The sequence below is a fragment of the Brevundimonas sp. genome, from assembly GCF_036732845.1.
In the GTDB taxonomy this organism is placed as follows: domain Bacteria; phylum Pseudomonadota; class Alphaproteobacteria; order Caulobacterales; family Caulobacteraceae; genus Brevundimonas.
Genome location: NZ_DAINBO010000052.1, coordinates 1 through 12711, shown reverse-complemented (window position 1 = coordinate 12711; position 12711 = coordinate 1). Strand labels below are relative to the sequence as shown.

Annotated in this window: 14 protein-coding genes; 8 read left to right on the top strand and 6 right to left on the bottom strand. The window is 67.6% G+C overall.

The window, feature by feature from the left end; translation table 11 throughout:
• Window positions 1-1127, top strand: a 1127-nt coding sequence (locus V7D63_RS12230; protein WP_333592560.1) for a penicillin-binding transpeptidase domain-containing protein, incomplete at its 5' end; no start/stop codon positions are given.
• 144 nt (window positions 1128-1271) lie between these two features.
• Window positions 1272-2394, top strand: a protein-coding gene (prfB, locus tag V7D63_RS12225; RefSeq protein ID WP_333592559.1) for a peptide chain release factor 2 whose coding sequence is annotated in 2 segments (ribosomal slippage) — window positions 1272-1340 and window positions 1342-2394 — 1122 coding nt in all. Because the reading frame shifts where the segments join, the coding sequence is not laid out codon by codon here.
• Window positions 2395-2560: 166 nt separating this feature from the next.
• Here prfB and V7D63_RS12220 read toward each other — a convergent pair.
• The 4 genes from V7D63_RS12220 to tyrS form a co-directional block, all read right to left on the bottom strand.
• Window positions 2561-3094 carry a bactofilin family protein gene (locus V7D63_RS12220; protein WP_333592558.1) on the bottom strand — a complete coding sequence of 178 codons (534 nt, stop codon included), beginning with the start codon at window positions 3092-3094 and terminating at the stop codon, window positions 2561-2563.
• Entirely contained in the window at window positions 3078-4229 is a 1152-nt protein-coding gene (locus V7D63_RS12215) for a M23 family metallopeptidase (protein ID WP_333592557.1), read from the bottom strand. The genes V7D63_RS12220 and V7D63_RS12215 overlap by 17 nt, the downstream gene beginning before the upstream one ends.
• A 171-nt stretch (window positions 4230-4400) precedes the next feature.
• Window positions 4401-4853 (bottom strand): peroxiredoxin, encoded by a 453-nt coding sequence (locus V7D63_RS12210; RefSeq protein WP_333592556.1) that lies wholly within the window; start codon window positions 4851-4853, stop codon window positions 4401-4403.
• 132 nt (window positions 4854-4985) lie between these two features.
• Window positions 4986-6242 carry a tyrosine--tRNA ligase gene (gene tyrS / locus V7D63_RS12205; RefSeq protein ID WP_333592555.1) on the bottom strand — a complete coding sequence of 419 codons (1257 nt, stop codon included), beginning with the start codon at window positions 6240-6242 and terminating at the stop codon, window positions 4986-4988.
• Window positions 6243-6441: 199 nt separating this feature from the next.
• On the opposite strand from tyrS, the gene V7D63_RS12200 reads away from it, so the two are divergent.
• From V7D63_RS12200 to V7D63_RS12190, 3 genes are read left to right on the top strand one after another with little or no spacing between them, the layout of a single operon-like run.
• On the top strand, window positions 6442-6954 hold the full coding sequence (locus V7D63_RS12200; RefSeq protein ID WP_333592554.1) for a DOMON-like domain-containing protein: 513 nt from the start codon (window positions 6442-6444) through the stop codon (window positions 6952-6954).
• Window positions 6951-8153, top strand: a complete 1203-nt coding sequence (locus V7D63_RS12195; RefSeq protein WP_333592553.1) for an exo-beta-N-acetylmuramidase NamZ family protein — start codon at window positions 6951-6953, stop codon at window positions 8151-8153. Before V7D63_RS12200 ends, V7D63_RS12195 begins: the two co-directional genes overlap by 4 nt.
• 1 nt (window position 8154) lies before the next feature.
• The gene (locus V7D63_RS12190; protein ID WP_333592552.1) at window positions 8155-8877 is read left to right on the top strand and encodes a DUF6624 domain-containing protein; all 723 of its coding nucleotides are present in this window, start codon (window positions 8155-8157) and stop codon (window positions 8875-8877) included.
• 78 nt (window positions 8878-8955) lie between these two features.
• Here V7D63_RS12190 and V7D63_RS12185 read toward each other — a convergent pair whose 3' ends face one another.
• Both V7D63_RS12185 and V7D63_RS12180 read right to left on the bottom strand, forming a co-directional pair.
• Window positions 8956-9306 carry an endonuclease domain-containing protein gene (locus V7D63_RS12185; RefSeq protein WP_333592551.1) on the bottom strand — a complete coding sequence of 117 codons (351 nt, stop codon included), beginning with the start codon at window positions 9304-9306 and terminating at the stop codon, window positions 8956-8958.
• Window positions 9307-9418: 112 nt separating this feature from the next.
• Window positions 9419-10069, bottom strand: a complete 651-nt coding sequence (locus V7D63_RS12180) for an alpha/beta hydrolase (RefSeq protein ID WP_333592550.1) — start codon at window positions 10067-10069, stop codon at window positions 9419-9421.
• A 152-nt stretch (window positions 10070-10221) separates the two neighbouring features.
• Here V7D63_RS12180 and V7D63_RS12175 point away from each other — a divergent pair, with 152 nt between their 5' ends.
• The 3 genes from V7D63_RS12175 to sufB all read left to right on the top strand — a co-directional run.
• On the top strand, window positions 10222-10689 hold the full coding sequence (locus V7D63_RS12175; protein ID WP_333592549.1) for an Rrf2 family transcriptional regulator: 468 nt from the start codon (window positions 10222-10224) through the stop codon (window positions 10687-10689).
• Window positions 10686-11816, top strand: coding sequence for a cysteine desulfurase family protein (locus V7D63_RS12170; protein WP_333592548.1), 1131 nt, complete (start codon window positions 10686-10688; stop codon window positions 11814-11816). Before V7D63_RS12175 ends, V7D63_RS12170 begins: the two co-directional genes overlap by 4 nt.
• The coding region (gene sufB, locus V7D63_RS12165) for a Fe-S cluster assembly protein SufB (RefSeq protein WP_333592547.1) at window positions 11816-12711 on the top strand (896 nt) is incomplete at its 3' end. The genes V7D63_RS12170 and sufB, both read left to right, overlap by 1 nt.

Here is a 12711-nt window from a genome sequence, read left to right as displayed (position 1 = left end):
TGGTCGGCGGCTATTCCTACGCCCTGTCCAGCTTCAACCGCGCGACCCAGGCGCGACGCCAGCCGGGTTCGGCCTTCAAGCCCTTCGTCTATGCGGCGGCGCTGGAGGGCGACTTCACCCCGGCCTCGATCATCCTGGACGCCCCGATCAGTTTCGCCGGCGGCGCCAACGGCGGTCGCTGGACGCCCGAGAACTACAGCCGCGAATACTATGGCCCGCAGAGCCTGCGTCGGGGGCTGGAGCTGTCGCGCAACGTCATGACCGTGCGCCTGGCCCAGGAAGTTGGGATGCGCAAGGTCGTGGATCTGGCGCGCCGCATGGGGGTGTCGGATCGGCTGGAGCCGAACCTGTCGGTGTCGCTGGGGGCGGGCGAGACCACCCCCTATGACCTGACGGCCGCCTATTCGGCCTTCGTCAACGGCGGGCGGCGCATCGAGCCGTATCTGATCGAAATGGTCCAGGACCGGAACGGCGAAACCATCTATCGCGCCGACCGGCGGCCGTGCCGCGACTGCGGACGCGGCTTCTCGGGCCAGGAATCGCCGCGCCTGCCCGAACGCGGGACCCAGGTGATCGACCCGATCACCGCCTATCAGATCAGCTCCATGCTGGAAGGCGTGATCCAGCGCGGCACCGCCGCCGCCGCGCGCGGCCTGGGCCGCTGGGTCGGCGGCAAGACCGGCACGACCAACGAATACCGCTCGGCCTGGTTTGTGGGCTTCACCACCGACATCGTCGTCGGGGTCTTCATCGGCTTCGACGACAACCGATCGCTGGGTTCGGGCGAAACCGGCGCGGCGACGCCGGTGCCGGTGTTCATGGACTTCATGACCGCCGCGCTGAAGGAACGGCCCGCGCGCCCGTTCGTGCGCCCGCGCAATGCCGTCTTCCGCACCGTGAACGGCATCGAGGAGGCCTTCCGTCCGGGCACCGAGCGTCGTGTCGTGGAAACGCCGCGCGAAGAGGTCCGCGAGGGTCCGCAGAACTATAACGACGTGCTGCGCCGCGAGGCCGAGGCGCGGGCCGCCGCTGCCGCGGCCGCCGCCGGAACCCCGCCGCCGGTCGCCGCTCCGCCGCAGGCTCCGCCCAAGAAGGAGCCGGCCGAGGACTTGAGCGGACTGTATTGAGAGAGCTTAGGGGGTAGGGCTTAGGGCTTAGGCGATGAAGCGCCCCCCTAAGCCCTAATTCCTAAGCCCTAAGCCCTACCAAGCCCTTCCCCTTCGCGTTCCCGCCCTCTATCTCGGCCCCTCACACTATTCGCGGAGTTTGCGATGAGACCGGATGTCGAGGCCATGAAGGCCGACATCGAGCAGAGCGTCGCTCTGCTCAGGAGGCGTCTTTGACTGGGATGTCGCCGTCAGAAAGCTGGATGAGCTGAACGCCCGGGTCGAGGACCCGACCCTGTGGGACAATCCCGACCAGGCCCAGGCCGTCAGTCGCGACCGCTCGCGCTTGGAGGCCCAGATCACCGCCGTCAAGGAGATGGAGCGGGGTCTGGAAGACGGGGTCATGCTGGCCGACATGGCCGACGAAGAGGGCGACGAGGCGACGCTGGAAGAGGCGCGCGCCGGCCTGAAGGCCATCAAGGAACGCGCCGCCCGCGCCGAGCTGGAAGCCCTGCTGTCGGGTGAGGCCGACGGCAACGATGCCTATCTGGAGGTCAACTCCGGCGCCGGCGGCACCGAGAGCTGCGACTGGGCCGGAATGCTGCTGCGCATGTATTCGCGCTGGGCCAAGGCGCATGGCTACGAGGTCGAGCTGGAGGCGTCGGAAGACGGCGACCAGGCCGGCATCAAGTCGGCGACCATCCTGGTGACCGGGCCGAACGCCTATGGCTGGCTGAAGTCGGAATCGGGCGTGCACCGGCTGGTGCGCATCAGCCCCTATGACGCGGCGGCCAAGCGGCACACCTCGTTCGCCTCGGTCGGGGTCTCGCCGGTGGTGGACGACACGATCGAGATCGACATCAATCCGGCCGATGTGCGCACCGACACCTATCGCGCCTCGGGCTCGGGCGGCCAGCACGTCAACAAGACGGATTCGGCCGTGCGCCTGACGCACATTCCGACCAACACCGTGGTGGCCTGCCAGGCCGGCCGTTCGCAGCATCAGAACCGCGACCAGGCCTGGAAGATGCTGCGCGCGCGCCTGTACGAACTGGAGCTGCAAAAGCGCGAGGCGGCGGCCCAGGCCCTGGCCGACGCCAAGACCGACATCGGCTGGGGCCACCAGATCCGATCCTATGTCCTGCAGCCGTATCAGATGGTGAAGGACCTGCGCACCGAGGTGGAGACCTCGGACACGCAAGGCGTGCTGGACGGCGACCTGGACGCCTTCATGGGCGCGGCCCTGGCGGCCCGCGTCGGCGACAAGCGCGGCGAAACGGTGGACTAGGGGATCAAATCTCCCTCCCCCGAAGTGGGGAGGGTGGCTGAGCCGAAGGCGAAGACGGGTGGGGAGCTATGCTGGCCGCCCTTGGGCGCTTGTCGCCACCAGCCCCACCCGGATCGCTGCACGATCGTCCCTCCCCACTTCGGGGGAGGGAGATGCGTTCAGTTGTTTAGGCCGAGGGTCCGTCGCCGCCCGCCGGAGCGGCCGCTTGCGGCGCGGGCTGGGGCGCGGGGGCCGGTTTGGGCGCGGCGGGGGCCGGCTGGCGGGCGCCTTGCAGCACGCGGCCCTGGAAATAGGCGCCGATGTCGATCGAAAGCTGTTCGGCGGTGATGTCGCCGTCGACATAGGCGGTCGAGATCAGCTTGACCTGCTTGCCCGTGACGCCGCCGACGATGCGGCCGCGAACCTCGACATAATCGGCCTGGACATTGCCTTCCACGGCGCCGGTCTCACCGACGATCAGGCGGCCCACGCGGACGTCGCCCTTGACCTGGCTGTCGATCTGCAGATCGCCCGAGCCGGTGATGTTGCCGGTGAATTGCAGGTCGGCCGACAGGGTCGACAGGCCGCGGCCCGCGGCCACGGGGGCCGGTGCGGCGGGCGCGCCGGCGGACGCGGGGCGTCCGGGCGACGGCAGATCGGGCAGCGGCGGGATCGGTTCGGCGGCGCGGGCCGGGGCGGGGGATTTAGTCTTGTTGAACAAGTTGGTCTCCGGCTTTCATGAAGCGGGCTGGATTTTGCGGGCGGCCGTCGACCCACACCTCATAGTGCAGGTGGACGCCGGTGGAGCGGCCGGTCGTGCCCATGGCGCCGATGCGTTGGCCCAGCGCCACGCGCTGGCCCAGCGTCACCGCCGTGGCGTTGAGATGGGCGTAGCGCGTCTTGAAACCGCGGCCATGGTCTATCTCGACAGTCTTTCCATACCCTGAACGCACGCCGACGAAAGAGACGATTCCGGGCGCGGTGGCGCCGATGGGGCTGTTCAGCGGCGCCGAGAAGTCCTGGCCCTGATGGACGGCGGGGCGGCCGTTGAACGGATCGAAACGCACACCGAAGCCCGAGGTGGTGCGGGCCTGGGTCGGGCGGCTGAAGGGCAGGCCCTCGGCGGCGTCGGCCAGGCCGCGCATCTCGGTCAGGCTCTCGGCGGCGTGTCCGATGCGGATGGCGAAGGCCTCGTCCACATCCAGGATGGCGGCCAGGGCCTTGGGATCGCGCGCCTCGACCAGGGGACCGCCCAGGGCCGCGCCCTGGGGCGCATAGGCGGCGGGGTTCAGTCCGGCCAGACGAAAGGCCAGGCGCAGGCGTTCGGCGCGGGTCTGGGCGAAGCCCTCGGCGCGGGCGATCAGCCGTTCCTGATCCATGCGCACCCCCAGGATGCGGCGAACGGGATTGCCGTCGGGACCGATCTTGGGCTGGGCGGGACGCAGGGCCTGTTCGGCGCCCTGGACGCCGTGGAACATGGTCATGACCTGGGTCAGGGCCGCATGGCGGCGCTCGACCATGGAGGCCATGTCGTCCAGCGACCCGGTGGTGCTGGTCATGCGCACCACGGCGCTGTCCAGCCGGGCCTGAAGATCGGCGGTGCGGCGGGCCGATTCCGCGCGCGTGCGCTGAACGGCCTTGTCGGCGGCGCTGTCGGTGGCCAGGTCGAACAGGAAGCCGCCCGAGGCGACCAGGGTCCACCCGGCCAGCAGGGCGCCGACGGCGGCGCCGGCCATCTGTCGGCCGCGTGTCAGCACATAGCCGCGCGTTTCGCCGTTGGCCCGAAGATAGAGATGGCGTTCGGGGAACCAGCGTTCAAATACTGAACGCCTCTCTCCCTGATGGTCCTGAACCATACGCTACGCCCCCTCGACACAGCTTTATCCGGGAGGCGTGACGTTTTCGCAATAGCGTTCACCCATTGTTAACCCTGATTTCGTGCGTCGGGGAACGCTGCGAATCTAGATGGGCGATATATTCGCCTGCCAGGAGAACGCACGAATCTATCGTTGATCTGTAGTGGCGGGTCAGAGACCGCGTGCGGCGGCCAGAACCTCGGCCGCATGGCCCGAAACGCGCACATTGCGCCAGACGCGACGCACCACGCCGGACCCGTCGATCAGGAAGGTGGCGCGTTCTATGCCCATGTATTTGCGGCCATAGAGCTGTTTCTCGACCCAGACGCCCCAGGCTTCGGTGACCACGCCGTCCTCGTCGGCGGCCAGGATGACCTTCAGGTCGTGTTTGGCCTTGAACCGGTCGTGCTTCTTCACGCCGTCGCGCGAAACGCCGACGACCGCGACGCCCAGGGCGTTGAAGTCGCCGATCAGGGCCGAGAAGTCCTTGCCCTCGTTGGTGCAGCCGGGGGTGTCGTCCTTGGGATAGAAATAGACGACGGCCGGGCCGGTCAGGTCGAGATGTCCGCTGCCGTCGGTCGGCAGGGACAGGGGCGGGGCCTTTTGGCCTTCGATCACGGACATGGGCTTTTCCTTTCGTCATCCTCGGGCTTGACCCGAGGATCTGAGGATGCAGCGCGCTCAGCGTTCATGCTCATGAACCGAGCGGTTGACCGTCTGGCCCTCGGGTCAAGCCCGAGGGTGACGGAGTTTGGGTTAGACCGGCCTCACCAGAACGATCTTCTTCTTGCCGGCCGCCAGTTTCAGCACGCCGTCGGCGTTGAGATCGGCCTCGGCGATCAGTTGCGCGCCGTCGGTCACGGCCGTGTCGTTCAAACGCAGGCCGCCGCCCTGGGCCAAACGGCGCGCCTCGCCGTTGGAGGCGGTCAGGCCGGTCTTGGTCGTCACGGCGGCGATCATGGCGCCGATGACCTCGTCACGCGGTAGTTCGACGGTCGGCAGATCGGCCGAGAGCCTGCCCTGTTCAAAGGCGGCCTCGGACGCGGCGCGCGCCTTCACCGCCTCGTCCGCGCCGTGCAGCAGGGTCGTGGCGGCGTCGGCCAGGGCCTTCTTGGCGTCGTTGATCCCGGCGCCTTCCAGCGCCTCCAGCCGGGCGATCTCGTCCAGCGGCAGGTCGGTGAACAGGCGCAGGAAGCGGCCCACGTCGGCATCGTCGACATTGCGCCAGAACTGCCAGTAGTCGTAGGCGCTCAACTGGTCGGCGTTCAGCCAGATCGCGCCCTGGGCGGTCTTGCCCATCTTGCCGCCCGAGGCGGTGGTCAACAGCGGCGTGGTCAGGCCGAAGGCGGTGCGGCCTTCATTGCGGCGCACCAGATCGACGCCCGAGACGATGTTGCCCCACTGGTCCGATCCGCCCATCTGCATGGTCACGTTCAGGCGCCGGTTCAGCTCCAGGAAATCCACCGACTGCATCAGCATGTAGTTGAATTCCAGGAAGGTCATCGGCTGTTCGCGTTCCAGCCTCAGCTTGACCGAATCGAAGGCCAGCATTCGGTTGACCGTGAACTGGGTCCCGAACTCACGCAGGAATTCGACGTAGCCGAAACGCGACAGCCAGTCGTCGTTGTCGACCATGACCGCGTCGGTCGGGCCGTCGCCGAAGGTCAGGAATTTGGCGAACACGGTCTTGATCGAGGCGATGTTGGCCTGGATCAGGGCGTCGGTCAGTTGCGGCCGCGAGGCGTCCTTGCCGGTCGGGTCGCCGACCTTGGTGGTGCCGCCGCCCATCAGGACGATGGGCTTGTGCCCCGCCTGCTGGAGGCGGCGCAGCATCATGATCTGGATCAGGCTGCCGACGTGCAGGCTGGGCGCGGTGGCGTCGAAGCCGATGTAGGCGGCGATCACGCCCGCGTTCGCCGCCGCATCCAACTCAGCCGGATGGGTGATCTGATGGATGTAGCCGCGCGCCTGGAGCGTGCGCAGGAATTCGGACTTGAAGGCGGTGTCGGTCATGGTCGGCTCCGTTAGCAGGGAAGCCGGCGGGCGTCTTCAGGGGAGTGCGCCGGCTTAAGGTGCGGCGCAGGGGATCGCGGCCGCGCGTCAGTACGACGGGCGGTAATAGAGGCGGGCGGCGAGGGCGCTCTGGGCGATCATGGGCGTCTGGATAGTGTCGGGCGTTGACCGGCGTCAAGCGGGCGGTCATCGAAGGCGGATGCGCGTGACGCTGAAACCTCATCCGACGACGCCGGGACCCGACATCGACATCACCGTCCAGATGGAGCGGCGCGGCGGTCGGTTGTCGCTGCGCTATGTCGTCGATGGCGATGTCGAGGGGGTGGAATGGCCCGCCCCGGCCCAGGGGCGCGCCGACGACCTGTGGAAGCACACCTGTTTCGAGATCTTCGTGCGGACGGCGGACGGATACCGCGAGTTCAACCTATCGCCGTCGGGGCAATGGGCGAGCTATCGGTTCGACGGTTATCGCGAGGGCATGGCTCAGGCGGCCGAGGTCGCGGATGCGCCGTTGCTGGACGCGGGCGCGGACCATGTCGGCCTGGAAACCGTGATCGACTTGCCGCCGGGCGCGCGGGCGCTGGGCCTGTCGGCCGTAATCGAGGCGGCCGACGGACGGATTTCCTATTGGGCGCTGGCGCATCCGTCGGATAAGCCGGACTTTCATCATCCCGGCTCCTTCGTGCTGGACCTGCCCCCGGAGCGACCATGAAATTCGGCATCGACCGCCTGTTGTCCGATCCCGCGCTGCGGGCGCCGCTGAAGGGCAGGCGGGTCGCCCTGTTGGGCCATCCGGCGTCGGTGACGGCCGACCTGATCCATTCGATGGACGCCCTGGCCGCCTGTCCCGAGATCATGCTGAGCGCCGCCTTCGGGCCGCAGCACGGCATGAAGGGCGACCTGCAGGACAATATGATGGAAAGCCCCGACTACATCGATCCGGTGCACGGGGTTCCGGTGTTCAGCCTGTACGGCGAGGTGCGTCGGCCGCGCGGCCAGTGGATGAGCACCTTCGACGTCATCCTGATCGACCTGCAGGACCTGGGCTGCCGCATCTACACCTTCGTGACGACCCTGCTGTACGTGCTGGAGGCGGCGGCCGAGCATGGGAAAGAGGTCTGGGTGCTGGACCGGCCCAATCCCGCCGGGCGGTCGGTCGAAGGCACGACGCTGAAACCCGGCTGGGAGAGTTTCGTCGGCGCCGGACCCATGCCGATGCGCCACGGCCTGACCCTGGGCGAAATGGGCCGCTGGTTCATCGACCACTTCAAGATCGACGTCCAATATCGCGTCATCGAGATGGAGGGCTATGATCCCGAGGCGGCGCCCGGATACGGCTGGCCGCTGGGACAACGGGCCTGGGTGAACCCCAGCCCGAACGCCCCGAACCTGAGCATGGCGCGGGCCTATGCCGGCACGGTGATGATCGAGGGCGCGACCCTGTCGGAGGGGCGCGGCACGACGCGGCCGCTGGAGCTGTTCGGCGCGCCCGACATCGACGCGCGAACGGTGATCGCCGAGATGCGCCGGATCGCGCTGGGCTGGCTGGACGGTTGCGTGCTGCGTGACATCTGGTTCGAGCCGACCTTCCACAAACACGTCGGCAAGCTGTGTTCGGGGGTGCAGATCCATTGCGAGGACCCGGTCTATGACCACCACGCCTTCAAGCCCTGGCGGGTGCAGGCGGCGGGATTCAAGGCCATCCGCAACCTCTATCCCGACTACGACCTGTGGCGGGACTTCCCGTACGAATACGCCTTCGGCAAGCTGCCCATCGACACGATCAACGGCGGGACGGCGCTGCGGGAATGGGTCGATGATCGCAGCGCGCAGGCGGGCGATCTGGACGCCGTCGCCGGGCCGGATGAGGCGGCGTGGGCGGAGACGCGGCGCAAATACCTGAGGTACTGATATGTGGCCGATCCTCGTCGCGGTTCTGTTGTTGTGCGGATGCTCGGAGTCTGCGCCAAAGCAGGATCAGGAACCTCATATCTCGGCTGAAGCATCCGCACTGATCTCGCCGGTGAGAGAGGCTATCGAAGCTGAAAAAGCCCGGCAAGCCGCGCTCCCGCCGCCCGCAAACGACCGTGAGCGACTGGAGCGGATGGGGCGTCTCGATCAGGTCGGGCGAAGGGCGGCGGTCGCCATCGACCTCTCGACCTTGCCCCAGGCGGAACGCGCGGCAGCCGATGTCGCGATGTGGGCGCCGGTGGGCGCCGAGGATGACCGGCTCATAGACGAACTGATCAGTATGGTTCCGCCGCAAGGCTGGTTTCTGAAGAGCGTGTACGGTGAAGAGGCCGCGGGCGCCGCCTTCCTGATCGTGCAACACTCTGGTCTCGAACACTGGCGGCGTTTCGTGCCGGTCCTCGAACCCCTCGTGGCGTCAGGCGAGGTGGATGGTGAGAAGTTCGGGCTGATGTACGACCGGCTTGCCCTCAACGAGGGAAGGCCTCAGCGCTACGGCACCCAGATGACCTGCAAGGCGGGCAAATGGGTGATTGACCGCGACAATTTGGAAGACCCGGAAAACGCCGACGCCCGCCGCGCGGCTATGGGCTTCCACTGGACCCTGGCCGAATACGAGGCGATCTTCGCCAAATATCCACCCTGCACGGGGCCAGGGGGGCGCTGATCCCTCTCCCAGTGGGAGAGGGCTTGAGCGCACGGCGGCGCAGCCGTCGTCCTGGCGCGAAAGGGTGAGGGGCGGCTGTCAGCCGATCGAGGCTGAATGTCGGCGGATGGCGTCGGTGATCAGCTCGGGTTGGGACAGCGCCTGATCATTGGTGAAGCGCAGCATGGTCCAACCCAAGGCTTCTAGCGCCTGTTGTCGTTCAATATCACTCAGGGCGACGTCTTCGCGCGTGTGAACTCCGCCGTCGATCTCGATGACGAGCTTCAAGTGGTCGCAGGCGAAGTCGGCGCAGTAAGGACCGATGGGATGCTGGCGCCGGAATTTGCAGCCGTCGATCCGGCCCGCGCGGAGAAGGGACCAGACCCGGTCCTCGGCGAGACCTGAGGACTGGCGGAGGTTACGCGCACGACGGGTGCGAGGGGTGGCCATGTCGAGAGGTTAGCATCGTGCGAAACGGGACACAGCCGACCCTCACCCTTTCGGCTTGCCGATCGCTTCGCTCCCGGAGCCTCAAGCCCTCTCCCAGTGGGAGAGGGAGACGTTACGCCGGGTTCTCTTCCAGACGCTTGTCCAGATAGGCCCCGACGCGGCGTTCCACCGCGTCGATGTGGTCCTGCCAGAAGTGGGTGGCGCCCTCTTCCAGTTCGTAGTCGATGACGATGCCCTTTTGGGTGCGCAGCTTGTTGACCACGCGCTCGACCTCGATCGGCGGCACGATGGTGTCGGCCGTGCCGTGCAGGAACAGACCCGAGGCCGGGCAGGGGGCCAGGAAGCTGAAGTCGTAGATGTTGGACGGCGGCGAGACCGAGATGAAACCGTCCGTCTCGGGCCGGCGCATCAGCAACTGCATGCCGATATAGGCGCCGAACTGATAGCCGGCGACCCAGGTCTGGCTGGCGGCGGGGTTGTTGGCTTGCAGCCAGTCCAGCGCCGTGGCCGCGTCGGCCAGTTCGCCGATGCCGCTGTCGAACTCGCCCTGGGACTTGCCGACGCCGCGGCTGTTGTAGCGCAGGGTGGCGAAGCCGCGTTTGACGAACAACTGGTGCAGGGTCACCGCCACCGGATTGTTCATATGCCCGCCCGCCTTGGGGTGCGGATGCAGGATCAGGGCGATGGGCGCGTTCGGGCGCTTGCCCGGCGAATAGCGGCCTTCGATGCGGCCCGAGGCGCCGGGCAGAATGACTTCAGGCATGGATATCCCGTCTCAACTGTCGTTTCGCGGCCGTGTAATACTTGACCGTGGCGGTCGGACTTTCTAAGTCCGCCACGCGCGCCGGTTCGCCTGCGAAGGCGGGCGTCTTAGCACAGGCGCCCGGCAAAGCGCGCAATTTTTGAGGATCTCCGATGCGCCTGTCGACGAAGGGACGATACGCCGTGATGGCGATGGCCGATCTGGCCAAGAACGGCCGCGAACGCGCCGTGTCCCTGGCCGAGATCGCGACCCGGCAGGAGATCTCCCTGAGCTATCTGGAGCAGTTGTTCGCGCGGCTGCGCAAGGGCGGCCTGGTGCGCAGCGTGCGCGGGCCGGGCGGCGGCTATCGGCTGTCGCGCGGCGCCCATGAGACGACGGTGGCCGAGATCGTGCTGGCGGTGGACGAGCCGATCCGGGCCACGCGCTGTGCGGCCCATTCGTCGCCCAAGGGCTGCATGATGGCCGGCGAACGCTGCATCACCCACAACCTGTGGGAGGATCTGGGCGAGGAAATTCAGGCCTTCTTGGCGGCGGTGTCGCTGGAGGATGTGGTGATGAACCGCACCGGCGCGCGGCGACGGTCGATCACGGCGAACACGGAAGTAGGAGCGGCGGCGTGAGCGTCTATCTGGATTACAACGCCACCGCCCTGGTCCGGCCCGAGGTTCAGGCGGCCGTGGCCCAGGCGATGGCCGACGGCGGCAACCCTAACGCGGTTCACGCCTGGGGCCGCCGCGCGCGGGCCGGGGTCGAGACCGCGCGGGCGCGGATCGCCGATCTGGTCGGCGCCGACGCCACGGCGGTGATCTTTTCCTCGGGCGGCACGGAATCGAACGCGCAGGGGATCGCCAGCGCCCTGGCGGCCGGATGCGAGCGATTGATCGTCGGAGCGACCGAACATCCCTGCGTGGCCGAGGCCGCCGCCGTGTCGGGCGCGCCGGTCGAGACCTGGCCGGTGGATGCGGACGGCGTGGTCGATCTGGACTGGCTGGCCCAGGCGCTGAAGCGGCCGGGCCGGGCGGTGGTGGCCGTGCATCATGCGAACAATGAAAGCGGGGTCATCCAACCCATCGCCGAGGCCGCGGCCCTGGTGCGGGCGGCGGACGGCTGGCTGCACGTCGACGCCATCCAGTCGGCGGGCAAGATTCCGGTCGATATGCGCACCCTGGACGCGGACACCCTGACTCTGTCGGGGCACAAGATGGGCGGGGTTCAGGGCGTGGGCGCCCTGGTGCTGAAGCCGGGCCGCGAGGCGGTGCGCATCCTGCACGGCGCGGGGCAGGAGCGGGGCTTGCGCGCCGGCACTGAGAACACGCCCGGCATTGTCGGCTTCGGCGTCGCCGCCCAGTGCGCCGCGCGCGACCTGACGCAGGATCATTCCGCCTGGCGCGACGCCGCCCAGGCGCGGGTCAAGGCGGCGGGCGCCGTGATCGTGGGTGAGAATTCGCCGCGTCTGCCCAACACCCTGTTCATGGCCGCGCCGGGCTGGGACAGCCCGCAGCAACTGATCACTCTGGACCTGACGGGCGTCATGGTTTCGGCGGGCAGCGCCTGTTCGTCGGGCAAGACCAAGCCGTCCAAGACCATGCTGGCCATGGGGCTGGACGCCGTGGCGACCAACGCCATCCGCATCAGCGGCGGCTGGGGCACCACCGAGGCCGACTGGGTGCGGTTCGCCGACGCCTGGATCGCGGCCTGGAACAAACGCCAGGCGCGGGCCGACCAGCGCACGGTCGAGGTCGCCTGATGGCCGCCGTCAAGGAAACCATCGACGCCGTCGCCGCGCTTGAGAAGTACGAGCACGGCTTCACCTCGGACATCGAGACCGAGTTCGCACCCAAGGGGCTGAACGCCGACATCGTGCGCTTCATCTCCGAAAAGAAGGGCGAGCCGGAGTGGATGCTGGAATGGCGCCTGGCCGCCTTCGAGCGCTGGCAGGCGATGGAGGAGCCGACCTGGGCCTCGGTGAAGTACCAGCCGGTCGATTATCAGGACCTGTATTACTACGCCGCGCCCAAGGCGAAGGAAGGACCCAAGAGCCTCGACGAGGTCGATCCCGAACTGCTGGCCGTCTATGCCAAGCTGGGCATTCCGCTGAAGGAGCAGGAGGTGCTGGCGGGGGTCGAGGGGGCGCCGCGTTACGCCGTCGACGCCGTGTTCGATTCGGTCAGCGTGGTCACCACCTTCAAGGCTGAGCTGGCCAAGGTCGGCGTGATCTTCATGCCGATTTCCGAGGCCTTGCGCGAATATCCTGATCTAGTGCGCCAGTATCTGGGCACGGTCGTGCCGGTGTCGGACAACTATTTCGCGGCGCTGAACAGCGCGGTGTTTTCGGACGGGTCGTTCGTCTATGTGCCGCCAGGCGTGCGCTGTCCGATGGAGCTGTCGACCTATTTCCGCATCAACGCCTCTTCGACGGGGCAGTTCGAGCGCACCCTGATCATCGCCGACAAGGGGGCCTACGTCTCCTATCTGGAGGGCTGCACCGCGCCGATGCGCGACGAGAACCAGCTTCACGCCGCCGTGGTCGAACTGGTGGCGCTGGACGACGCCGAGATCAAATATTCGACGGTCCAGAACTGGTATCCCGGCGACGCCGAGGGCAAGGGCGGCATCTACAACTTCGTCACCAAGCGCGCCGA

What these genes read in the sequence shown, in the direction of transcription:
- V7D63_RS12190 (WP_333592552.1), top strand. Translation starts at nt 8,155, where the DNA reads ATGTGGCCGATCCTCGTCGCGGTTCTGTTGTTGTGCGGATGCTCGGAG.
- V7D63_RS12180 (WP_333592550.1), bottom strand. Translation starts at nt 10,069, where the DNA reads ATGCCTGAAGTCATTCTGCCCGGCGCCTCGGGCCGCATCGAAGGCCGC.
- V7D63_RS12185 (WP_333592551.1), bottom strand. Translation starts at nt 9,306, where the DNA reads ATGGCCACCCCTCGCACCCGTCGTGCGCGTAACCTCCGCCAGTCCTCA.
- V7D63_RS12215 (WP_333592557.1), bottom strand. Translation starts at nt 4,229, where the DNA reads ATGGTTCAGGACCATCAGGGAGAGAGGCGTTCAGTATTTGAACGCTGG.
- V7D63_RS12195 (WP_333592553.1), top strand. Translation starts at nt 6,951, where the DNA reads ATGAAATTCGGCATCGACCGCCTGTTGTCCGATCCCGCGCTGCGGGCG.
- V7D63_RS12210 (WP_333592556.1), bottom strand. Translation starts at nt 4,853, where the DNA reads ATGTCCGTGATCGAAGGCCAAAAGGCCCCGCCCCTGTCCCTGCCGACC.
- V7D63_RS12200 (WP_333592554.1), top strand. Translation starts at nt 6,442, where the DNA reads ATGCGCGTGACGCTGAAACCTCATCCGACGACGCCGGGACCCGACATC.
- V7D63_RS12175 (WP_333592549.1), top strand. Translation starts at nt 10,222, where the DNA reads ATGCGCCTGTCGACGAAGGGACGATACGCCGTGATGGCGATGGCCGAT.
- tyrS (WP_333592555.1), bottom strand. Translation starts at nt 6,242, where the DNA reads ATGACCGACACCGCCTTCAAGTCCGAATTCCTGCGCACGCTCCAGGCG.